The 22,237-nt window shown below is 75.5% G+C and carries 22 protein-coding genes; 15 read left to right on the top strand and 7 right to left on the bottom strand.

The window, feature by feature from the left end:
- The first annotated feature begins 50 nt into the window (after positions 1–50).
- The 6 genes from ACH436_RS04900 (at position 51) to ACH436_RS04875 (ending at position 7,206) form a co-directional block, all read left to right on the top strand.
- Positions 51–908 (top strand): TrmH family RNA methyltransferase, encoded by an 858-nt coding sequence (locus ACH436_RS04900; protein WP_430559030.1) that lies wholly within the window; start codon positions 51–53, stop codon positions 906–908.
- A gap of 135 nt (positions 909–1,043) precedes the next feature.
- Positions 1,044–1,865 carry an ABC transporter ATP-binding protein gene (locus ACH436_RS04895; RefSeq protein ID WP_430559159.1) on the top strand — a complete coding sequence of 274 codons (822 nt, stop codon included), beginning with the start codon at positions 1,044–1,046 and terminating at the stop codon, positions 1,863–1,865.
- Positions 1,866–1,973: 108 nt separating this feature from the next.
- A complete protein-coding gene (locus tag ACH436_RS04890; protein ID WP_430559029.1) occupies positions 1,974–2,963 on the top strand; it encodes an ABC transporter substrate-binding protein in 990 nt (329 codons plus the stop codon).
- A 13-nt stretch (positions 2,964–2,976) separates the two neighbouring features.
- Complete coding sequence (locus tag ACH436_RS04885; protein WP_430559028.1) at positions 2,977–5,079, top strand: iron ABC transporter permease; 2,103 nt, start codon at positions 2,977–2,979, stop codon at positions 5,077–5,079.
- 56 nt (positions 5,080–5,135) lie between these two features.
- Positions 5,136–6,074, top strand: a complete 939-nt coding sequence (locus tag ACH436_RS04880; RefSeq protein WP_430559027.1) for a universal stress protein — start codon at positions 5,136–5,138, stop codon at positions 6,072–6,074.
- Positions 6,075–6,153: 79 nt separating this feature from the next.
- Positions 6,154–7,206 carry a siderophore-interacting protein gene (locus ACH436_RS04875; RefSeq protein ID WP_430559026.1) on the top strand — a complete coding sequence of 351 codons (1,053 nt, stop codon included), beginning with the start codon at positions 6,154–6,156 and terminating at the stop codon, positions 7,204–7,206.
- Between the two features lie 21 nt (positions 7,207–7,227).
- On the opposite strand, the gene ACH436_RS04870 is transcribed toward ACH436_RS04875, so the two are convergent.
- Genes ACH436_RS04870 through ACH436_RS04860 form a run of 3 tightly spaced genes read right to left on the bottom strand, consistent with a single transcriptional unit; the run spans position 7,228 to position 9,006 of the window.
- Positions 7,228–7,815 carry a prepilin peptidase gene (locus ACH436_RS04870; protein WP_430559025.1) on the bottom strand — a complete coding sequence of 196 codons (588 nt, stop codon included), beginning with the start codon at positions 7,813–7,815 and terminating at the stop codon, positions 7,228–7,230.
- Between the two features lie 28 nt (positions 7,816–7,843).
- The gene (locus ACH436_RS04865) at positions 7,844–8,446 is read right to left on the bottom strand and encodes a YbaK/EbsC family protein (RefSeq protein ID WP_430559024.1); all 603 of its coding nucleotides are present in this window, start codon (positions 8,444–8,446) and stop codon (positions 7,844–7,846) included.
- Positions 8,443–9,006, bottom strand: a complete 564-nt coding sequence (locus tag ACH436_RS04860) for a YbhB/YbcL family Raf kinase inhibitor-like protein (protein WP_430559023.1) — start codon at positions 9,004–9,006, stop codon at positions 8,443–8,445. Before ACH436_RS04860 ends, ACH436_RS04865 begins: the two co-directional genes overlap by 4 nt.
- Positions 9,007–9,137: 131 nt before the next feature.
- Between ACH436_RS04860 and ACH436_RS04855 the strand changes: the two genes are divergently transcribed.
- The 9 genes from ACH436_RS04855 (at position 9,138) to ACH436_RS04815 (ending at position 17,410) form a co-directional block, all read left to right on the top strand.
- Positions 9,138–9,899 carry an SDR family oxidoreductase gene (locus ACH436_RS04855; RefSeq protein ID WP_430559022.1) on the top strand — a complete coding sequence of 254 codons (762 nt, stop codon included), beginning with the start codon at positions 9,138–9,140 and terminating at the stop codon, positions 9,897–9,899.
- Positions 9,900–9,910: 11 nt separating this feature from the next.
- The gene (locus ACH436_RS04850; protein ID WP_430559021.1) at positions 9,911–10,495 is read left to right on the top strand and encodes a TetR/AcrR family transcriptional regulator; all 585 of its coding nucleotides are present in this window, start codon (positions 9,911–9,913) and stop codon (positions 10,493–10,495) included.
- Between the two features lie 67 nt (positions 10,496–10,562).
- A complete protein-coding gene (locus ACH436_RS04845) occupies positions 10,563–11,615 on the top strand; it encodes an NADPH:quinone oxidoreductase family protein (RefSeq protein WP_430559020.1) in 1,053 nt (350 codons plus the stop codon).
- Positions 11,616–11,645: 30 nt separating this feature from the next.
- Complete coding sequence (locus ACH436_RS04840) at positions 11,646–12,401, top strand: glucose 1-dehydrogenase (protein ID WP_430559019.1); 756 nt, start codon at positions 11,646–11,648, stop codon at positions 12,399–12,401.
- Between the two features lie 126 nt (positions 12,402–12,527).
- Complete coding sequence (locus tag ACH436_RS04835; RefSeq protein WP_430559018.1) at positions 12,528–13,313, top strand: ABC transporter ATP-binding protein; 786 nt, start codon at positions 12,528–12,530, stop codon at positions 13,311–13,313.
- Entirely contained in the window at positions 13,310–14,029 is a 720-nt protein-coding gene (locus ACH436_RS04830) for an ABC transporter ATP-binding protein (protein ID WP_430559017.1), read from the top strand. Before ACH436_RS04835 ends, ACH436_RS04830 begins: the two co-directional genes overlap by 4 nt.
- Positions 14,030–14,095: 66 nt before the next feature.
- A complete protein-coding gene (locus ACH436_RS04825; RefSeq protein ID WP_430559016.1) occupies positions 14,096–14,974 on the top strand; it encodes a branched-chain amino acid ABC transporter permease in 879 nt (292 codons plus the stop codon).
- On the top strand, positions 14,971–16,128 hold the full coding sequence (locus ACH436_RS04820; protein WP_430559015.1) for a branched-chain amino acid ABC transporter permease: 1,158 nt from the start codon (positions 14,971–14,973) through the stop codon (positions 16,126–16,128). Before ACH436_RS04825 ends, ACH436_RS04820 begins: the two co-directional genes overlap by 4 nt.
- A gap of 13 nt (positions 16,129–16,141) precedes the next feature.
- On the top strand, positions 16,142–17,410 hold the full coding sequence (locus ACH436_RS04815) for an ABC transporter substrate-binding protein (RefSeq protein WP_430559014.1): 1,269 nt from the start codon (positions 16,142–16,144) through the stop codon (positions 17,408–17,410).
- A gap of 71 nt (positions 17,411–17,481) precedes the next feature.
- Here the strand turns inward: ACH436_RS04815 and ACH436_RS04810 are convergent, their stop codons facing one another.
- From ACH436_RS04810 to ACH436_RS04795, 4 genes are all read right to left on the bottom strand, one after another.
- Positions 17,482–19,134 carry an AMP-binding protein gene (locus ACH436_RS04810; protein ID WP_430559013.1) on the bottom strand — a complete coding sequence of 551 codons (1,653 nt, stop codon included), beginning with the start codon at positions 19,132–19,134 and terminating at the stop codon, positions 17,482–17,484.
- 68 nt (positions 19,135–19,202) lie between these two features.
- Positions 19,203–20,420: an acyl-CoA dehydrogenase family protein gene (locus tag ACH436_RS04805; protein ID WP_430559012.1), complete on the bottom strand. Its 1,218-nt coding sequence runs from the start codon at positions 20,418–20,420 to the stop codon at positions 19,203–19,205.
- Positions 20,421–20,422: 2 nt separating this feature from the next.
- On the bottom strand, positions 20,423–21,625 hold the full coding sequence (locus tag ACH436_RS04800; RefSeq protein ID WP_430559011.1) for a phosphotransferase family protein: 1,203 nt from the start codon (positions 21,623–21,625) through the stop codon (positions 20,423–20,425).
- A 184-nt stretch (positions 21,626–21,809) separates the two neighbouring features.
- Positions 21,810–22,211 (bottom strand): acyl-CoA thioesterase, encoded by a 402-nt coding sequence (locus ACH436_RS04795; protein ID WP_430559010.1) that lies wholly within the window; start codon positions 22,209–22,211, stop codon positions 21,810–21,812.
- Positions 22,212–22,237: the final 26 nt, after the last annotated feature.

The raw sequence follows: 22,237 nt of genomic DNA, 5'->3' as shown, positions 1-22,237 counted from the left end.
CGACAGGCCGCGGCGCGGACGGCTGGGGCGCGACGGGGGAGAATGCCCCGGTGAGCACCCCCGAGCCCGGCAGCGGCATCCTGGCTGCCCGAGTCACCCGCGTCACCGACCCCGCCGACCCGCGCCTGCACGACTACACCGACCTCAAGGACGTGAAGCTCCGCTCGGTGCGCGAGCCGGCCGAGGGGCTGTACATGGCGGAGTCGTCGTCGGTGATCCGCCGGGCGCTCGAGGCCGGGCACCGCCCCCGGTCGTTCCTCATGGCGGAGAAGTGGCTGGACTCGATGTCGGACGTGCTCGCCGCCCACCCCGACGCGCCCGTGTACGTCGGCTCCGACGACGTGGTGCAGCGGATCACGGGCTTCCACCTGCACCGGGGGGCGCTCGCGGCCATGCACCGGCCCGTGCTGCCGGCCGTGCACGAGCTGCTCGCCGCGGCGCGGGGCGGGCGCGGGGCCCGGAGGGTCGCGGTGCTGGAGGACATCGTCGACCACACGAACGTGGGCGCGATCTTCCGCAGCGCCGCAGCCCTGGGCGTGGACGCCGTCCTCGTCTCGCCCCGCTGCGCCGACCCGCTCTACCGTCGCTCGGTGCGCGTGTCGATGGGCACCGTGTTCCAGGTGCCCTGGACGCGGCTGGAGTCGTGGCCGGGGGGCGTGCGGGCGCTGCAGGACGAGGGCTTCACGGTCGCCGCGCTGGCCCTCGCCGACGAGTCGGTGTCCCTCGACGACCTGGTGACCGACCCCCCGGAGCGCCTGGCGATGGTGCTGGGCACCGAGGGGGACGGGCTCTCGCGGGGCGCGGTCGCGGCCGCGGACGTCGTCGTGCGCATCCCGATGGCCGGGGGAGTGGACTCGCTGAACGTCGCGGCCGCGTCGGCGGTGGCGTTCTGGGCCACGCGCGCCTGAGCCGTGACCCGTGTCACACGGAATGACGCAACAGGGGGATGACGTAACCGGCTGGTGAAGGTTAGCCTCACCTACGTGAGTCAGACCTTGGTGTCCTCGGCGCCCCCCGTGGTCGGGTCCCGCCCCGCCGTCGCGATGGCTGGACGTGGCCTCCGGCTGTCGTACGACCGCCGCACCGTCGTCGACGGCGCGGAGCTCGAGCTGCGGCCCGGCGCTGTCACCGCCCTGCTCGGGCCGAACGGCTCCGGCAAGTCGACCCTGCTGCGCTCGCTCGCGCGGCTGCACCGCCCCGACGCCGGCAGCGTCACGCTCGGCGGCTCCGCCGCCGGGGACGCGACGGACGTCGAGGGCGCCACCGACGCGCTCGCCCTGCACCCCAAGGACTTCGCCCGCCGCGTCACGCTGCTGTCGCAGAGCCACCCGACGCCGAGCGGTGTCACCGTGCGCGACGTCGTCGCCTACGGCCGGCACCCGTACCGCGGACGCTTCCGCTCCGCCGACGCCGACGGGCCGCGCGCCATCGCGCACGCCATGGACGTCACGGGCGTCGCCGAGATGGCCGAGCGCGGCGTCGACGAGCTCTCCGGCGGCGAGCTGCAGCGCGTGTGGCTGGCGACCTGCCTCGCGCAGGACACCGGCGTGCTGCTCCTCGACGAGCCCACGACCTACCTCGACCTGCGCTACCAGGTGGAGCTGCTCGACCTGGTCCGGGACCTGGCCACCGAGCACGGCGTCGCCGTCGGCGTCGTGCTGCACGACCTCAACCAGGCCGCCGCCGTCGCCGACCACGTCGTCGTGCTGCACCGCGGCGAGGTGCGGGCGTCCGGCCCCGCCGCCCGGGTGCTCACCAGCGAGCTGCTCACCGAGGTCTACGGCATCCGCGTCGACGTCACCACGCACCCGGAGACCGGCCGCACCCGCTGCGAGGCCGTCGGCCGGCACGACGCCCGCGCCTGACGCACCCGCCCGACCTTCCCCTCCCGACCGCACTCCTGCCGACGCGCCCGTCGCCCGGCACCGTCGCGCCCGCACGCGGCGCACCGACTCGAAGGACACGAGACACCCATGCGCATCCCCACCCGCCCGCTGCTCGCCGGCGCCACCGCCGCCGTCGCCGCGCTCGCCCTCACGGCGTGCGGCACCACCGAGGACCCGGCGGCGGAGGCGGCCTCCGAGCCGTCGGCCGCGACCGGCCCCGTCACCTACACCGACGAGCGGGGCGAGCACACGCTCGACGCCCCGGCGGTCGACGTGGTCTCGCTCGAGTGGGGCCTCACCGAGAACCTCGTGGCGCTCGGGGTGGAGCCCGCCGGCCAGGCGGACGTCGCGGGCTACAACACCTGGGACACCGTGGCGCCCATCGACGAGGGCACGCCCGACGTCGGGACCCGCGGCGAGCCGAGCCTCGACGCCATCTCGGCGCTCGAGCCCGACCTCGTGGTCGCCACCACCGACCTGCCCGAGAACGTCATCGCGCAGATCGAGGAGGTCGCCCCGGTGCTCACCATGCGCGGCTCCGACGGCGAGGACCCGCTCGGGTACATGCGCGAGACGGTGACGACCCTCGGTGAGGTCACGGGCACGCAGGACGCGGCCACCCAGGCGCTCGCGGACTTCGACGCCAAGGTCGCCGAGGGCACCGCGGCGCTCGAGGAGGCCGGTCTCGGCGGCGCCGAGTTCACGATGGCCGACGGCTGGATCGCCAACGGCGCCGTCTCGGTGCGCATGTACACCCCGGGCTCCTTCTTCGGCGCGCTCGGCGAGGCCGTGGGCCTCAAGGACGCCTGGACCGAGGGCGGCGACCCCGACTACGGCCTGGCGCAGACCGACGTCGAGGGCCTGACGAAGCTGGGCGACGACGTGCAGTTCGTGTACGCGGCGAACGACGCCGAGGCGGACCCGTTCGCCGACGGGCTCGAGGGCAACAAGGTCTGGGAGCAGCTGCCGTTCGTCGCCGCCGGCGACGTGCACCGCATCCCGGACGGCATCTGGATGTTCGGCGGCCCGCTGTCGGGTGCCGCGTACATCGACGCGCTCGTCGACGCGCTCGCCTGATCGCCCGCAGCACGTGTCCGTGACCGCCTCACCGTCGTCCGTCGCCCCCGCCATAGAGCGGGGGCGGCGGGCGGCGCCCGCCCGTGTCGTGGCGGCGTTCGTCCTCGCCCTCGTCGCGGTGCTCGTCCTGGCCGCCGTGCACCTCACGCAGGGCACGGCCGACGTCGGGGCGCTCGACGTGCTGCGAGCCCTCGTCGGGTCCGACAGCGAGGGCACCGTCGCGGTGCTCGTCTCGTCCCGGCTGCCGCGGCTGCTGGCCGGCCTCCTCGTGGGGGTCGCGCTCGGCGTCGCCGGGGCGGTGCTGCAGTCGGTGGCGCGCAACCCGCTGGCCTCGCCCGACACGCTCGCGGTCAACGCGGGCGCGTACGTCACGGTGGTCGCGGCGGCGGCCCTGGGCCTGAGCGTCCCCTTCTACCTGCAGGGCGGCATCGCGTTCGTCGGCGGGCTGGCGGCCGCGGCGCTCGTGCTCGCGCTCGCGCGCGGCGGCGCCGACGGCCCCACCCGGCTGGTCCTCGCCGGCTCGGCCATCATGCTCGCGCTGCACTCGCTGACGATGGTGCTGCTCGTGCTCTTCGAGCAGGAGACCACCGGGCTGTTCGCGTGGGGCAGCGGCAGCATCGTGCAGTCCGGCACGCGCACGGTGAGCCTCGCCGCGCCGGTCGTGGTGGTCGGCGTGCTCGCCGCGCTGCTGCTCGCCCGCCGGCTCGACCTGCTCGGCCTCGGCGACGACGCCGCGCGCGTGCTCGGCATCGACGTGCGGCGCACCCGGGTGCTCGCGGTCCTCGCGGCCGTCCTGCTCGCCGCGATCGCCGTCACCGTGGCCGGGCCGATCGGCTTCGTGGGCCTTGCGGCCCCGGTCATCGCCCGGCTCGTGGGCCGCAAGGTGCCCGGCCTCGGCCGGCATGCGCTGCTCCTGCCGTTCGCCGCCCTCGTGGGCGTCGTCGTGGTGCTCGGCGCCGACGTGCTGCTGCGCGCGATCCTGCCGGGGCAGGCGTCGGTCGTCGTGCCGACCGGCGTCGTGACCAGCGTGCTCGGCGCCGGCATCCTCGTGTGGATGGCGCGGCGCCTGCGCGACTCGGGTGCCGGGGCGCGCGGCGCCCGCGGGGCGCTCGGGCGCCCGCGGTCGCGCGCACGGGTCGTCACGGTCCTCGTGCTGCTCGGCGTCGCGCTGGTCGCGGCCGTCATCGCCGGCCTGCTGCTCGGCGACCGGGTCGTGCTGCTCGGCGACGTGGCGAACTGGCTCCAGGGCGTTGCCGGCCGGCAGGTGAGCTTCGTGCTCGACCAGCGCGTGCCGCGCGTGCTCGCCGCCGTGCTCGCCGGGGCCGCGCTGGCGCTCGCGGGCACGATCGTGCAGGCGGTGTGCCGCAACCCGCTCGCCGAGCCCAGCCTGCTGGGCGTGACGTCCGGCGCGGGCCTCGGCGCGGTGCTGATGATCCTGCTCGTGCCCGGGGTCGGCATCTGGCCGATGTCGGCGGCGGCGGGTGCCTGCGCGCTCGGCGTCTTCGCCCTGGTGTACCTGCTGTCGTCGCGCGGCGGGCTCGGCTCCGAGCGCCTGGTGCTGGTCGGCATCGGCGCGCAGGCGGGCACGACGGCGCTCATCACCCTCGTCGTGCTCGTCATCGCGCCGTGGGACGTCAACCTCGCCCTGACCTGGCTGTCGGGCTCGACCTACGGGCGCAGCCTGGAACAGCTCCTGCCCGTGGCCCTCGCGCTCCTCGTCATGGTGCCGTTGGCGGCGACCTACCGGCGAGAGCTCGACGTGCTGTCCCTCGACGAGGACACCCCGCGCGTCCTCGGTCTCCCCGTCGACCGCTCGCGCCTGGTGCTGCTCGGCGCCGCGGCGCTGACCACGGCCGCTGCCGTGTGCGCCGTCGGCGTCATCGGGTTCGTGGGGCTCGTGGCCCCGCACGCCGCGCGCGCTCTCGTCGGCGCCCGGCACGCCCGGGTGCTGCCGGTGGCGATCCTGATCGGGGCCGTGCTGGTCTCCGTGGCGGACACGCTCGGCCGCGTCGTCATCGCGCCGGGCCAGATCCCCGCGGGGCTCGGGACGGCGCTGCTCGGGGCCCCCTACTTCGTCTACCTGCTCTGGCGGTCGCGCGGCCGCGCCACCGCCTGACGGTCCCGCAGGGGTCATCACTTTCGAGCGCGGCCCCGCCGAGGGACGATGGTGCGGTGGACGAGCACAGGGCCGCCCCGGTGGTGGTCGGCTACGACGCGTCGGAGCCCGCCGACGTCGCCCTCGCGTGGGCGGCGCGGGAGGCGCGCACGCGCGGCGCCGTCCTGCGCGTCGTCTACGTGCGGGACGCCCACGACACGGGGGTCGCCGCGCGGCCGCACGGCGACGACCTGGGCGCGCGGGGCGACGGCGGGGCGTGGCCCGTCGTGGAGGAGGCCGCGGCCCGTGCCCGCGACGTCGCGCCCGGGGTGACGGTCGAGACCTACGTCGAGTACGCCTCGCCGTCCGCGGCGCTCGTGGGCCTGTCGGCCGACGCGGGCGCCCTCGTGCTGGGCGCCACCCGGCACGGCGGCCTGTACGAGGCGATCCGGGGGACCGTGGTGCTGCAGGTGACGGCGCACGCGCGCTGCCCGGTGGTCGTCGTGCCCGCCGAGGGGCCCCGGGCGGACCTGCCGCCGGACGCGCCCGTCCTCGTCGGCTACGACGGCTCCGAGCAGGCCGGCGTGGCCCTCGACGCCGCCGTCGACACCGCGTGGGAGCTGGGGCGTGCCCTGCGCGTCGTGGTGGTGTGGCGCCCCGGGGTCGCCGAGTGGGTCGCGTCGCGCGGCCCCACCGAGCACGAGGCTCACGACATCACCGAGGCGGACTCCGGGCCGGTGCTGCAGCAGGGGCTGGCCAGGGTCGAGGAGAGGCTGCGGGCACGCGGCGCGGCCGAGGGGTCGCTCGAGGTGCTCGGGGAGACGCACGAGGGTCAGGTGGTCCGGGTGCTGCACCGCGAGGCGGAGGGCGCCGAGCGGCTGCTGCTGGGCACGCGCGGGCGCGGCGGCTTCGCGTCCCTGCTGCTGGGCTCCGCGACGCACACCCTGGTGCGCACGTCGGCGTGCCCCGTCGTGGTGGTGCGTGCGCCCGGCGCGACGGAGACCGGGGGCGGGTAGGCCGGCACGTGGTCGCCCCGTGTGACGACGGTCACCCGGGCTTGCACACCCGGGGTTAGGTGAGGTTAGGCTTACCACCGTGACCGAGATCGTCGAGGCGACCCAGCGCGCCGACCAGACCGCCGTGCAGGACGCCGCCCCCGAGCAGCCGTACCGCATGTTCGACGTCACCGTCTCGCGGGTCACCCGGCTCTGTCCGTCGTTCATCCGGATCACCTTCACGGGCGACGACCTCGACGGGTTCGCCGACAACGGCAAGGACCAGCGGATCAAGTTCCTGCTCCCGGCGCCCTGCGGCGGCTGGGAGTACCTCGACCGGCAGAACCCCGACTGGTTCACGTCGTGGCGCGCGCTGCCCGAGGAGCGTCGCAACCCGCTGCGCACCTACACCGTGCGTGCCGTCCGCCAGGACCTGCGCGAGGTGGACGTCGACATCGTGCTGCACGGCGACACGGGGCCCGCCTCCCGCTGGGCCAACGGGGCCAAGCCCGGCTCCCCGCTCGTCATCATGGGCCCCAACGCCGCGTACACGGACGGGCCCCACGGCGGCCTCGAGTTCAACCCGCCCGCCCGCAGCCACGCCCTGCTCCTCGCGGGCGACGAGACCGCCGTCCCGGCGATCGCCGCCATCTGCGAGTCGCTGCCCGACGACGCGGTCGGCGAGGTCTTCCTCGAGGTGCCGCACCGCGAGGACCGCTGGACCCTGGCCGCTCCCGCGGGCGTGCGGATCTCCTGGCTCCCGCGCGAGGAGCGCGAGCACGGCGACGTCCTCGTGCCCGCCGTGAAGGAGGCGGCGGACCGGCTCCTCGCGATGGGCGTCCGTCCGTCGGTGGACGCGCCCGCGATGCCCGAGCTGCTGTCCACGGAGGCCGACGGCCAGGCGCTGAGCACGGCGGGCGTCGAGCCGGACGGCGAGCTGCCCGACGTCGACATCGACGCGGAGATCCTCTGGGAGGTGCCGGTCGACGCGACCGGGCAGCCACTCGCGCAGGACACCGTGCTCTACGCGTGGCTCGCCGGCGAGGCCGGCTCGATCAAGACGCTGCGCCGCTACCTCGTCTCCGAGAAGGGCGTGGACCGCAAGGCCGTCGCCTTCATGGGCTACTGGCGCCGCGGCCGCGCGGAGTGCTGACCGCCGTGCCCGAGGGCACGGTCAGGTCGCGAGGAGACGCGCGGCGGTGAGGGCCAGGGCGGCCCCGGCGAGCATGTAGGGGCCGAAGGCGATCGCCGTCGTGCGGGTCGCCCGGCGCGTGGCGAGCAGCACGATCGAGACGACGCCGCCGACGAGGAACGGCAGGAACGCCGTCGCCCACAGCACGGGCCACCCGAACCAGGCGGAGACCAGTCCGAGCAGGACGGCGAGCTTGACGTCGCCCAGGCCGAGCCCGGCGCGGTTGACCAGGTGGAGCACGAGGTAGGCCGCGCCGAGGGTCAGGCTGCCGAGCAGGGCGCGCCACGCCGCGTCCCAGGCGCCGTCGACAGCCGCCGCTGCGGCGAGCAGGACCGCGACCGCCGCCGTGGCGGGATACGTGATCGCGTCGGGCAACCGGTGCGTCCGGGCGTCGACGGCGAACAGTGCCACCCCGGCGACGGCCGCGACGACGACCGCCGGTGTCGCCCAGCCGGGGCCGCTCGCCCAGACCGCCCACAGCGCGGCGACGGGCGCCGTCCACGCGACGGCTCGGCGGTACGGCGCGACCTCGTCGAGGGCGCGCCGGAGGATCGGCAGCGTGGTGGGCACGGTCGGATGGTACGGGCGGTCGCGGGCCTCAGGCGCGCGCGACGCCGAGCCCGTCGACCACCTCGACGCCCGGCATCGCGCACAGGAGCTCGCCGGGCATGAGCAGCTTGGACCGGCGCACCCCGGAGCCCATGAGCGCGAGCGCGCCGGGCGCGGCGAAGCGGGAGTCCACGAGCACCCGCCAGGTCGGCGGCAGGCCGACGGGGGTGATGCCGCCGTACTCCATCCCGGACTCCGCCGTGGCGCGGTCCATCGGCAGGAAGGACGCCTTGCGGGCGTCGAGCAGCTTGCGCACCCGGGTGTTGACGTCGGCGAACGTCGTCGCCGTGACGACGCACGCCGCCACGCGCTCGTCGTCGCCGCGCCGGCCTGCGACGACGACGCAGTTGGCGGACGCCTCGGGCGGCAGGCCGTGCCGGTCGTTCAGCGTGGCCGTGTCCGCGTGGTCCGGGTCGATCTCGGTGACGGCGACCAGCCCGCGGACCCGGTCGTCCTGCGCGGCCCAGGCGCGCAGGGCGTCGGCGACGGGCGGGGCGAGCAGGTCGGGGTGGTCGAGGGCTGCCGCCCACGGCAGGTCGCCGAGCGTGGGGAGCCCGGGCAGGGGCAGGCCGCCGGAGGTCGTGCCGCTCATCGCCGGTAGGTCGCCGTGAGCGTGGCGCGCGCGAGGACGTGGAAGTAGACGTTGAACGCGACGTGCACCGGGCTGTTCGTCTCGGACAGGCCGAGCGTCGGGACGTCGAGGGCGTGCACCGCGAAGACGTAGCGGTGCTCGTGGTCCCCGGGCGGAGGGCCCGCGCCCTCGAAGCCGAGCCGGCCGCCGTCGCTCGGGACGTGGAACGCCCCGGCCGGCAGGGCCGCACCGCCCGCGGCACCCGCGCCGCGCTCCAGCGACGTCACGTCCGCGGGGACGTCGACGGCGGTCCAGTGCCAGTAGCCCGACGGCGTGGGGGCGTCCGGGTCGAAGCAGCTCACCACGAACGACCGCGTCGCCGGGGGTGCGCCCGACCATGCGAGGTGGGGTGACACGTCGGCGCCGTCGACGCTGAAGTCGACGGCGAGCGGCCGGCCGTCGGCGACGTCCGCGCTCGTGAGCGTGAACGTCGCGGGGACGGGCAGCAGCGAGTACGGGTCCGGGGGGAGCGGTCGCGAGAAGTCCGTGCCTGTGTCCGTGCCTGTGTCCGTGCCTGTCATGGGGGTCATGCTGCCCGACCGCCCCCGGTGCTGGCCAGGAGGCGAGGGGGCGGGTCGCGGGCGGGCCGTGGTACGGTGCTCGCGCAAACCGACCGGACGGTACGTGCGGGGGATCTCGCGAGGAGGCGATGGTGGGAAGCGCGGGCAGGTTCGCGGGCCGATTCGAGGACAGGGTCGCCCTGGTCACCGGCGGCAGCCGGGGGATCGGGCTGGCCGTGGCTCGGCGGCTCGTCGACGAAGGGGCCGCGGTCGTCGTCACCGGGCGCAAGCAGGAGGCGCTCGACGAGGCCGTCGCGGCGCTCGGGTCGGAGCACGCCTCCGGCGTGGCGGGCCGCGTGGACGACCCCGAGCACCGCGCCACCGTCCTCGCCCACGTCGCCGAGCGGCACGGGCGGCTGGACCACCTCGTCAACAACGCGGGCATCAACCCGGCCTGGGGGCCCGCCCTCGACGTCGACCCGGGCGTGGCGCGCAAGATCCTCGAGGTCAACGTCGTGTCCGCGCTCGAGTGGACGCGCGACGCCGTCGCCGGCGGGCTGCGGCGGTCGATCGTCAACGTCGCGTCGATCTCCGGGACGTCGTCCAGCCCGAACATCGCCTTCTACGGCGCGTCGAAGGCGGCGCTCATCAACCTCACGCAGCAGCTCGCCCAGGAGCTGGCACCCGCGATCCGGGTCAACGCCGTCGCCCCCGCCGTCGTGAGGACACGCTTCTCCCGCGCGCTCTACGAGGGGCACGAGGGCCAGGTCTCAGGCCGCTACCCCCTCGCGCGGCTCGGCGAGCCCGACGACGTCGCCGGCCCGGTCGCCTTCCTGCTCTCGGACGACGCCGCCTGGGTGACCGGCCAGACGCTCCGGATCGACGGTGGCGCGAGCATCGCGCCCGTCGGGTGAAGGATGGGGGCATGAAGAGCACGAACGTCGCCGAGCGGGTCACCGCGGCCGCCCTGGACCTGTTCGCCACGCAGGGGTACGCCACCACGAGCGTGCAGCAGATCGTCGAGGCCGCCGGCGTCACCAAGGGCGCCATGTACCACTACTTCCAGTCCAAGGACGACCTGCTGTTCGCCATCTACGACCGGATGCTGGCGCTGCAGAAGGCCCACCTCGACGAGATCGTCGCCGCGGGCGGGCCGGTGGAGGACGTCCTGCGGGCCGTGTGCGTCGACGTCGTCGAGACGTCGATCGACTTCCTGCCGGAGGGCACGGTCTTCTTCCGCAGCATGCACATGCTCACCGAGCCGCGGCTCAAGGAGGTCACGCAGCGGCGGCGCGAGTACCACGACGAGTTCGCGACGCTGCTGCGCCAGGGGCAGGACGCCGGGGTGTTCCGCACCGACGTGCCGCGCTCCCTGCTGGTGGCGCACTTCTTCAGCGACGTGCACTACCTGTCGCACTGGTACTCGCCCACGGGCCCCGAGACCAAGACCGAGGTGGCCCAGCAGCTCACCGAGCTGTTCCTGCGCGGGATCCGCACGCCCGCGTCCTGACCCCGCCCGCACCGGCGGCGACGAGGCGCCGAGATCGGGCAACAGCACCGACGAGACGAGAGCGACGATGACGACGCTGCCCGGCACCACCCCCACCCGCACCCCTGCCGCCCCGGACGGCCCGGCGACGATGCGCGCCTGGCGCGTGACCGGGCCGGGCGAGCCTGCCGACGTGCTGCGGCTCGACGAGGTGCCCGTGCCCGAGCCCGGGCCGGGGGAGGTGCTCGTCCGGGTGCGCGCCGTCGCGGTGAACTTCCCCGACGTGCTGCTGGCCCGCGGCGAGTACCAGGTCCGGCCCGAGCCGCCGTTCGTGCCCGGCATCGAGCTGTGCGGCGACGTGGTGGCGCTGGGGGAGGGCGTGGTGGCCGGCGACCGTGGCCTCGAGCCCGGAGCGCGGGTCGTGGGTTCCGCGATCGGCGTGCTGTCCGAGCTGGCGGTGCTGCCCGCCGCGGCCGTGCGCCCGGCGCCCGACGGCCTGGACGACGCCGAGGCGGCCGCCCTGACGATCGCCTACCAGACCGCCTGGTTCGCCCTGCACCGCAAGGCGCGGCTGCGGCCGGGCGAGCACCTGCTCGTGCACGCCGCGGCCGGCGGCGTCGGGACGGCGGCGGTGCAGCTCGGGGTCGCGGCGGGGGCCCGGGTGATCGGCGTCGTCGGGAGCGCGGCGAAGGCCGACGTCGCCCGCGCGGCGGGGGCGCACCACGTCCTCGTGCGCGGCGACGACCTCGCCGCGCAGGTCAAGGAGCTCACCGGCGGCGCGGGCGCCGACGTGGTCGTCGACCCGGTGGGCGGCACGTCGTTCGAGCAGTCGACGCGGTGCATCGCCTTCGAGGGGCGGATCGTCGTCGTGGGGTTCGCGAGCGGGGCCGTCCCCCCGGTGCGCGCCAACCACGCCCTCGTGAAGAACTATGACGTGCTGGGCCTGCACTGGGCCCTCTACCAGCAGCGCACGCCCGCCGCCGTCGACGCGGCGCACGACGCCCTGACGCGCCTCGCCGCCGACGGCGCGGTCCGGCCCGTCGTGGCCGACGTGGTGCCCTTCGAGGACGCTCCCGCCGCCGTGCAGCGACTCGCCGGCGGCACGACGACGGGCCGCCTCGTCGTCCGCGTCGCCGGCTGACGCTCCTCGCCCCCGACCCGGAGGAACCCCATGTCCGCTCGCCCCGCCCCGATCCCCGCCGACCTCCCGCTCGAGGGGCGGGTCGCGCTCGTCACGGGTGGCGCCCGCGGCCTCGGAGAGGCCTACGTCCGCGCCCTGCACGCGGCGGGCGCCGCCGTCGTCGTCGCGGACGTGCTCGACGACGACGCCGCGGCCCTCGCCGCCGACCTCGGCGACCGGGCGCGGTCCGTCCGCCTCGACGTGACGGACGAGGCGGGCTGGGCGGCGGCGGTCGCGGCCACGGTCGAGGCCTTCGGGTCCGTGGACGTGCTGGTGAACAACGCCGGTATCGCGAACTCCGCACCCATCGAGCACTACTCCACGGCCAAGTGGGACGCCGTGATCGCGGTGAACCTCACCGGGACGTTCCTGGGCTGCCGCACGGTCGTGCCGGTGATGAAGGCGGCCGGCGGCGGGTCGATCGTCAACGTGTCGTCGGTCGAGGGGCTGCGCGGCGGGGAACGGCTGCACGGCTACGTGGCGTCCAAGTTCGGCGTGCGGGGCCTGACCAAGTCGCTCGCGGTGGAGCTGGGGCGCGACGGCATCCGGGTGAACTCCGTGCACCCGGGCCTGGTGCGGACCGAGATGACCACGCGCATCGACGCGGACGCGGTGCCGATCCCGATCGGCCGTGCGGCGGTGCCGGACGACGTCGCGGGCGCCGTGGTGTTCCTCGCGAGCGACGCGTCGGCGTACCTCACGGGCACGGAGCTCGTCGTGGACGGCGGTCTCACCGCGGGAGTCTGAGCGTCCCGGGGGCCCGTCGGGCCCCGACGTCACGGCATTGCAACATTCTGAAGAATGTCTCGCCAGGGCATACCGGCCAGTCGGTTTATCGGCTAGCGTGGCACCACCCGACACGAAGAGGTGCCGATGTCCCGCCGTATCCCCGCGCCCCCGGCGCCAGCCGCCCCACCCCACCCCGACGCCGGTGCGACCGCACCGCGCCCGCGCCTCGAGGTGTCCGGCCTCACCGTGACCTTCGGCGGCCTGACCGCCCTCGACGACGTCGACCTCACGGTGGGCGACGCCGGCCACGCCGAGACCGTCGCCCTGATCGGCCCGAACGGGGCGGGCAAGACCACCGTCTTCAACGCGGTGTGCGGCCTGGTGCGCCCCGCGGCGGGCAGCGTCCGCGTCGACGGCCGTCCCGCACCCGCGTCCCCGGCCCGGCTGCTCGAGCTCGGGTTGGCGCGCACGCTCCAGAGCCTCGGGCTCTTCGCGGGGCTCACGGTTCTCGAGAACGTCCTGGTGCCAGTGGCCGGGGCGGCCGACGCGGCCGAGTCCGCGGCGGCTGCGCTCGCCCGGCTCGACCTGACCGCGGACGCCGGCACGCTGGTGGACGCCCTGCCGTATCCCGTCCGCAAGCGGGTGGCGCTCGCCCGCGCGCTCGTCGCGCGGCCCCGGCTCCTGCTGCTCGACGAGCCCGCCGGAGGCCTCGGGAAGGACGACGTGGACGGCCTCGCCGACGTCGTGCGCGAGGTCGCCGCGGACGGCTGCGCGGTGCTGCTGGTCGAGCACCACGTCGACTTCGTCATGGCCGTGGCCGACCGGGTCGTGGTGCTCGACTTCGGCCGGGTCGTCGCGAGCGGCACCCCCGACGAGGTGCGTGCCGACCCCGCCGTCGAGGCGGCCTACCTCGGGCTGGAGGCGGCATGAGCGCCGCCCTGGCCGTCGAGGGCCTGACCGTGGGCTACGCGGGCGCCCCCGTGCTGGACGGGCTCACGCTCGCCGTCGCCCCGGGCGAGGTGGTCGCCCTGCTCGGGGCGAACGGCGCCGGGAAGACCACCCTGCTGCGCGCGCTGTCCGGCCTGACACCGCCCCGCGCCGGCCGGGTGCTGCTCGACGGCGCGGACCTCACCGCCCTGAGCGTCGAGGACCGCGCCCGACGCGGCCTGGCCCAGGTCCCCGAGGGGCGCAGCGTCGTGACGGAGCTGACCGTGGAGGAGAACCTGCGCCTCGGCGCGCTGTGGTGCCACCCGGGGCGCGCGGCGCGCCGCGCTGCGGTCGCCCGCACCTACGACCTCTTCGAGCCGCTCGCGCGCCGCCGCTCCAGCCTGGGCCACCAGCTGTCCGGGGGCGAGCGGCAGATGCTCGCGCTCGGCCGCGCCCTGCTGTCCCGTCCGCGCGTGCTGCTCCTCGACGAGCCGTCGCTCGGCCTCGCGCCGCGGGTCGTCGCGCAGCTCATGGGCGTGCTGCGGACCACGGCGCGGGAGGGCGGCCTGACCGTGCTGCTCGCGGAGCAGAACGTCACCTCCGCCCTGTCGATCGCCGACCGCGGCGTCGTGCTGAGCCTCGGCACGGTCGTGGCCGACGCCCCCGCGGCCGAGCTCGCCGGCGACCCCGCGCTGCGCCACGCCTACCTGGGCTTCTGACCGGCCCCCCGACCCGCCCTGACCGGCCCTGACCAGCACCGACTGCGTCCCCGAGAGAGGCTCCCCATGGACCGACTCGTCTTCCTCCTCGCCACCGGGCTCGCCCGGGGGCTCGTCGTGGCGCTCTTCGCGCTGTCCCTCGTGATCATCTGGCGCGCCGCGCGGCTGGTGAACTTCGCCCAGGCGGCGGTGGCCACGGTCGCCGTCTTCGCGGCGTTCGCCGTCACCGGAGCCACGGGGTCCTTCTGGGCGGGCCTCGCCGCCGCCCTGGTCGCCGGGGCCGGGCTCAACGCGGCGGTGGAGCGCGGGCTCATGCGGCGCGTGCCGTCCGGCAGCCCGCTGCCCGGCATGATCGTCGCGATCGGGCTGGTCATGGTGCTGCAGTCCGCCCTCGGGATCGCCTTCGGCCCGCGGCACCGGCCGATGACCGCGCCGTTCGACGAGCGTCCCTTCGTCGTCGGCGGCGTGCCCCTGCTCTCCCCGTACGACCTGTTCGTGCTGATCGTGGCGCTGGCGGTGGTCGGGCTCCTCGCGTTCCTGTTCAACGGGACCTCGCTGGGCCTGCAGCTGCGCGCGTCCGCGGCAGCGCCCGAGGTCTCCCGGCTGCTGGGCGTGCGCGTGCCGCGCATGGTCACCCTCGGCTGGGCGCTCTCCGGCGCCGTCGCCGCGCTCGCCGCGCTCCTGCTCGTGCCCACCGAGCTCGGCCTCAACGCCCACTCCGCCGACCTGCTCTTCGTGCACGCGTTCACCGTCGCCGTCCTCGGTGGCCTCGACTCGCCGGCGGGCGCGCTGGTCGGCGGCGTCGTCGTGGGGGTGCTCGTCAGCCTCGTCACCGGGTACCTCGGCGCCGGCGTCGCCCCGCTCGCCGTCCTCGCCCTGCTCACGCTCGTGCTGCTGGTGCGGCCCGGCGGGATCTTCGCCACCACCCAGGTGCGTGCCGCATGACCGCCACGAGACCCACCGAGACCGAGGAGACCGCCGTGCGCGACGCGCGCCGTCCCGACCCGCGGCCCGCCCGCCGCCTCACCCCGACCCAGCGGACCCTGCTGCGCGCGGTCGTGCTCACACTGCTGGCCGTCGCCGCGACGTTCCTGCTCGACCCGTACCGCAACTACCAGCTCGCCGTCGTCGCCGCGACGTTCTGCGCGACGGCGGGGCTCACGCTGCTGGTCGGCCTCACCGGCCAGCTCTCCCTCGGGCACGCCGTGCTCATGGCGGCCGGCGGCTACGGCTACGCCCTCACCGTGAACGCGGTCGCCGGCGCCGGCCTCGACGGCGGCGGCGCGGCCGGCGCCGCCCGGGTCGTCCTCGGGCTGGTCGGGGCGCTCCTCGCCTCCGGGGTGCTCGGCGGCCTGCTCGGCCTCGCCGGTGCGCGCCTGCGCGGGCCCTACCTGGCCGGGCTGACGCTCGCCATGGTCGTCGCGCTGCCCGCCCTCACGACGCAGGTGCCGGCGCTCGGCGGCGACCAGGGCCTCGCCGTGCCGTTCGAGGGCGTGCCCGAGGTGCTGTCCCGGCTGATCGTCGTGGAGCAGTGGCACGCCTGGGTCGCGATCGTCGTCGCCGCGGTCGCCGTCACGCCCCTCGCGCTGCTGCGCTCCGGCCGCGCGGGCCTGCGCATGCGCGCCGTGCACGGCGACGAGACCGCGGCCCGGCTGTCCGGGGTGTCGCCGGCGCGGGTCAAGGTCGGCGCGTTCGTCGCGAGCTCGCTCGCGGCCGGCCTCGGCGGCGCCGTCCTGTGCCTCGTCACCCAGTCGGTGGGACCGGGGCGCTACGACCTCGCGTTCTCGCTGCTGCTCGTCGTGGCGGCCGTCGTCGGCGGGCTCGGCAGCATCGGCGGCGCGGCCGCCGGCGCGACGCTCGTCGTGCTGCTGCCGTGGCTCGTCGACACGGTCACCGCCGCCATCGGCGTCCCCGCCGACCTCGAGCAGCGGCTGTCCGGCAACCTCGCCGTGCTCGTCTTCGGCGCACTGCTGATCGTCGTGACCCTGGTCTGGCCGGGCGGGCTCGCCCGCGCCGCGACCCGGCTCCGACCTGCACGTCCCCACCGGCGTGGGCGCACCGACGCGCCCTCGACCTCGCCCCAGCGTCTCCACCACTAGAGAGGTGACCCCCATGCGGAACCCCCGCACCGCCACCACCACGGCAGCCGTCGCCGCGGTGTCCGTCGCCGCGTGCCTGGCCCTGTCCGGCTGCAGCACTCCGGCGGCCGCCACCCCCGGTATCAGCGACGACACCGTCACGGTCGGCACCCACCAGCCACTGACCGGCCCGGCCGCCGCCGGGTACGCGTCGATCTCGGCCGCCACGAAGGCGTACTTCGAGCACGTCAACGCGAACGGCGGCGTCCACGGCCGTTCCATCGAGTACGTCGTCAAGGACGACGGGTACAACCCGGCCAACACCCAGACGGTCGTGCGCGAGCTCGTGCAGGAGGACAAGGTGTTCGCCCTCTTGGGCGGCCTCGGCACGCCGACGCACTCGTCCGTGCTCGACTACCTCACCCAGAACGACGTGCCCGACCTGTTCGTGGCGTCCGGCAGCACCCTGTGGGACGACCCGGAGAAGCACCCGAACACCTACGGCTTCAACGCCGACTACGTGGTGGAGGGCGCGGCGCTCGCGCAGTACGCCGCGGAGCAGAACGCCGGGAGCAAGGTCTGCGTCTTCGGCCAGGACGACGACTTCGGCGAGGAGTTCCTCGAGGGCGTCGAGCTCGCCCTCGGCGCCGACGGAGTCACCGCCCACGAGTCGTACTCGACGTCGAACCAGGACGTCACCGCACAGATGGGCGCCCTGCAGGCCGCCGGGTGCGAGGACGTGCTGCTCGCCACCGTGAACGGCTTCACGGCGCTCGCGGTCGGCACGGCCGCGAAGATGGGCTGGAGCCCGCGGTGGCTGGCGTCGTCCTCGGGCGGCGACTACCCGACGCTCGAAGAGCTGCTCGGCGAGGACGTCGCCCCCGCGCTGCTGGACGGCTTCGTCAGCGCCAACTACCTGCCGTTCGGCCCCGACGGCGAGTGGGTCGAGCTGTTCCGGCAGATCAACGACGAGTACAACGACGGCGCGCGGTTCGACGGCAACACCGTGTACGGCATGAGCCTGGGCTACCTGTTCGCCGAGGCGCTGGCCCGCGCCGGCGAGGACCCGACGCGCGAGAGCCTGCTCGAGGCCGTCGAGTCGGGCGAGCTCGAGGGCAACGGCATCCTGCCGCTCATGTTCGGCCCGGACGACCACTCCGCCTTCGACGGCGTCGGCATCACCGTCGTCGCCGACGGCGTGCAGGACTACGTCGGGGCGACCTACGCCGTCGGGGGCGGGAAGGTGACCGCGGTCGAGCCGCAGCCGGTGGCGCTGCGAGGCGACGGGATCCCCACCTCGTAGCGGTCCGGCGGCCACGCGCGAGAACGGGGACCCTCCGGACGGAGGGTCCCCGTTCTCGTTCCGGCGCCGTCTCAGGAGACGGGGGCGAACCGGCCGGGCAGCTCGCGCTTGAGGATCTTGCCGCTCGGGCCGAGGGGGAGCTCGTCCACCACGTGCACGACGCGGGGGTACTTGAACGCGGCCACGCGCTCGCGGATCCAGGCGACGAGCGCGTCGGCGTCGACGGAGGCCCCGTCGGCCGGGACGACGGCGGCGTGGATCTCCTGCCCGTGGACCGGGTCGGCGACGCCGAAGACGGCGGCCAGCGCGACGTCGGGGTGGGAGATCAACGCCGCCTCCACCTCGGTGGGATACACGTTGTACCCGTTGCGGATGATCATGTCCTTCTTGCGGTCGACGATGGCGAGGATCCCGTCGGCGTCGAGGGTGCCGAGGTCTCCGGTGCGGAACCAGCCGTCGACGACGGCCACGGCGTCCGCGTCCGGGCGCCCCAGGTAGCCCTTGAGGAGGTTGTGCCCGCGCACCACGACCTCGCCCAGCGCGCCGGGCTCGCTCAGCAGGTGCACCTCGTGGTCGATGACGGCGTCGGCGACGGCCACGTCCACGCCCCACATCGGGCGGCCCACCGTGCCGGGGCGGATCGGCTCGAAGACCGTGTTGAAGGAGACGCTGGGGGAGGTCTCCGTGAGGCCGTACCCCTCGTGCACCTCGGCCCCGTAGACGGCGGCGAACTCCTCGAGCACGCTCACGGGCAGCGCCGCGCCGCCCGAGACGGCGTACCGCAGCGGGGGCCGGGCGTCGCTGCGGCGGGCGGCCTCCAGCATCCCGACGAACATCGTCGGCACGGCGGTGAACACCGTGGCCCGGTGCGCCACGAGGAGCTCGAGCGCCTGGTCCGGGTCGAACCGGGGCAGCAGCACCACCGACGCGCCGACGCGGAACGCGCAGTTCATCACCGCCATCTGGCCGAACGCGTGGAACAGCGGGAGCCCGCCGAAGACGACGTCGTCGTGCCGCAGGTCGAAGGAGTCGATGAGCGAGCAGTGCACCTGCTCCACGGCGGCGAGGTGGGAGCCGACGGCGCCCTTGGGCAGCCCGGTGGTGCCGCTGGTGTAGAGGATGGTCGCGGCTGACGTGGGGTGCACCGCCATGTGCCGCGCCACCGGGTCCGCGGCGGCGGCCTCGTCCTCGAGGCGCGCCAGGGCGGGACCGCCCTGCTCCGCGGAGGGCGCGAGGACCGTCAGCAGGGGGACGCCCGCGCGCTCGGCGGCGGGAGCGGCCTCGGCGAGCAGCGGTGCGGCCGCGACCACGACGTCGGCCCGGCTGTCGCGCAGCACGAACTCGATCTCGCCCGACCGGAACAGCAGGTGGATGGGCACGACGACGGCGCCCAGCGTGAGCGCGGCGTAGTACACGCGCGCGAAGTCGGGCACGTTCGGCACGACCATCGCCACGCGCGAGCCGCGCCCGATGCCGCGTGCCGCGAGGGCGCCGGCGTAGGCGCGGGTCTGGTCCCACAGCTCGCCGTACGTGGTGGTGGTGCCGGCGAAGTGCAGCGCCGGGTACTCCGGGTGCCGGCGGGCCGTCTCCGCGAGCAGCGACGCCGCCGAGAGCGTGCCGAAGCCCGGGCCGTCGACGGCGTCGTCGAGGGCGGGGCGGCGGGGGGAGTCGGGGACAGGGGAGGCCGTGCCGGGGGAGGCGGCGGGGTCGGGGGCGGGGGTCATGTCCGGTCCTTTCGTCGTCGTCGATCGTGGACGGAGGGTCGTGCGGGGGCCTGGCGTCCCCGGACAGGTCAGCCGCGCAGCTCGGCCCGCCCGAGGGAGCCGAGATGCACCTCGTCGGGGCCGTCGGCGAGCCGCAGGGCGCGGGCCGCGGCGAACATCTCGGCGAGCGGCTGGTCGCCGGACAGCCCGGCGGCGCCGAAGAGCTGCATCGCGCGGTCGAGGACGGCCTGGACCGCGCGCGGCACGGCGATCTTGATGGCCTGGATCTCCCGCATGGCCTGGCGGTTGCCGACGGTGTCCATGAGCCAGGCGGTCTTGAGGACGAGGAGGCGCAGGGCCTCGACCTCGACCCGGGAGGTCGCGACCCACTCGCGCACGACGCCCTGCTCGGCGAGAGGCCGGCCGAACGCCGAGCGCTCGCGGGCCCGCTCCGTGGCGAGCGCCAGCGCGCGCTCGGCCATGCCGAGCGCGCGCATGCAGTGGTGGATGCGTCCCGGCCCGAGGCGCGCCTGCGCCATGGCGAACCCGTCGCCCTCGCCGCCCAGCAGGTTCGAGGCGGGCACGCGGACGTCGTCGAAGGCGATCTCGGCGTGCCCCCCGTGGTCGCGGTCGTCATAGCCGAACACGGTCAGGGGCCGCACGACCGTCACCCCGGGGGCGTCGCGCGGCACGAGCACCATGGACTGCTGGCGATGCCGCGGCGCGTCGGGGTCGGTCTTGCCCATGACGACGAGCAGCGCCGCGCCCGGGTTCATCGCGCCGGTGGACCACCACTTGCGGCCCGTGATCACCAGGTCGTCGCCGTCGCGCCGGATGCGCGTCCCGATCTGGGAGGCGTCGCTGGAGGCCACCCCGGGCTCCGTCATGCAGAACGCGGACCGGAGACGCGCGTCGAGCAGCGGGTCGAGCCACTCGCGCTGCTGCTCGGGCGTGCCGAAGTGCGCGAGCAGCTCCATGTTGCCGGTGTCGGGCGCCGCGCAGTTGAACGCGGCCGGGGCCAGCCGGGGGCTCCAGCCGGTGAGCTCGGCCAGGGGCGCGTACTGGAGGTTCGTGAGGCCCGCGCCGCGCTCCCCGGCGGGTCCGTCGCCGGGGAGGAACAGGTTCCACAGCCCCTGCTCCCGGGCGGAGGCCTGCAGGTCGCGCACCACGGGTGGCGGGGACCAGCCGTCCGGGGAGGCCGCGAGCTGCGCGTCGAGCACCGGCTCCGCCGGCAGGACCCGCTCGTCGAGGAAGGCGCGGACCCGGCCGGTGAGCTCGGCGGTGCGGGCGTCGGGGGCGAAGTCCATGGTCAGGCCCTCCCGGCGGGCGTCGTGGGCGGTGTCGTGCTCGACGTCGTGCCCGGTGTCGTGCCCGGTGTCGTGCCCGGCGTCGTGCTCGGTGTCGTCGAGGGCAGGTGCGCGAGACCGTCCTCGGCCAGCGGGGCGACGAGGGCGCCGATTCGGTCGAAGCCGTCGCCCACGGTCTCGCCCGCCCGGTAGCGGTAGTGGATGCCCTCGAGGATCACGGCGAGCTTGTACGCGGCGAACGCGCGGTACCACCACAGGTCGGGCGGCGCGGCACCCGACCGCTCCGCGTAGGCGTCGACGAGCTCGGCGAACTCGGGGTAGCCCGCACCGGGGACGACGGCGCTCAGCGCGCCGTCGTCGGCGTCTGCGGAACCGTCGCCCGTCCCGTCGTCGGGACCGCCGGTGCCGGTGAGGCCGCGGATGTCCCAGTACAGGCCGAGGATGCCGAGGTCGACCAGGGGGTCGCCGAGCGTCGCCATCTCCCAGTCGAGGACGGCGGCGATCCGGGGCGCGTCGGGCGGCCCGGCGACGATCGCGTTGTCGAGCCGGTAGTCGCCGTGCACGATGCCGGCCCGACCTCCCGGCGCCGGGACGCTCGCGGCGAGCCGGTCCTGCAGGGCGTCGAGGCGGGGCTGGGGGCGGGAGCGGGAGGCGTCGTACTGGCGCCGCCAGGTGGCGACCTGCCGGTCGAGGTATCCGTCGGGGCGGCCGAAGTCCGTGAGGCCGACGGCGGCCGGGTCCACGGCGTGCAGGTCGGCGAGCACCTGCGCCAGCTCGATCCCGAGGGCGTGCAGGCCGCCGGTCGTGAAGGCGGAGTTCTGCCCCGGGCGGGACAGCACCGTGCCCGCCACGTGCTCCATGACGAAGAAGACGGTGCCGGTGACCTCGCCGCGGTCGCTGTCGTCGACGACGTCGACGGTGCGGGGCACCGGGACGGGGCTGCCCGCGAGGGCGGTGACGACGCGGTGCTCGCGACGCATGTCGTGCGCGGTGGACAGCACGTGGCCCAGCGGCGGACGCCGGACGACGAGCGGCACGCGGGCCCCGTCGACGCGGTACGTGAGGTTGCTGCGGCCGCCGGCGACGACGCTCGCGGTGAGCTCGCCGCCGGTGCCTCCGTCGGCCGTGCCGCGGGCGAGCTCGGGGTGCTCCCGCTCCAGCCACGCCCGCAGCCCTGCGGTGTCCAGTCCGGGCACGTCGGTCATCGATGACCACCTTCCGTCGACCCGGTCGTCCCGGGGCTCGAGCGAGCATACCGCGCAGTCGGTATGTGAGGCGAACAGGTCTGCCCCGTGCGCCGAACAGGCGGTTGACACCGTTATCGCGCCACGTCGGCGCCCATCGCGGTGTCAACCGCCTGTTCGGCGCGGCGAATGGTCGCGGAGTGGATCAGGCCTGGAGGGTGGCGACGGCCTGCCGGACGCCGTCCGGCACGGGCACCGGGCGCCGGGTGGGCTCGTCGACGAACACGTGCGTGAACCGCCCGACCGCGATGGGCTCGTCGCCGCCCGCGCGCAGCACGTGCAGGTCCCAGGTGAGGCTGGTGCGCCCCAGGCGCTCCACGCCGATCCCGACCTCGAGCTCCTCGGGATAGGACGCCGGGGCGCGGAACTCGCACGACGACGCGACGCACAGCCCGATCACGTCGCCCTGCGGGTCGAGCCCGCCGTGGGCGATCATCCACGCGTTCACGGCGGTGTCCATCGCGGCGTAGTACACGGTGTTGTTGACGTGGCCGTACTGGTCGTTGTCGTTCCAGCGCAGCGGGAACGGGTGGCGGGCGCGGGGCATCGGTGCTCCTGGGTCTCTGGTGGCGG

It is taken from the genome of Isoptericola sp. NPDC019693, from assembly GCF_044389085.1.
In the GTDB taxonomy this organism is placed as follows: Bacteria; Actinomycetota; Actinomycetes; order Actinomycetales; family Cellulomonadaceae; genus Isoptericola.
This window is presented reverse-complemented; position numbering and strand designations above follow the sequence as displayed.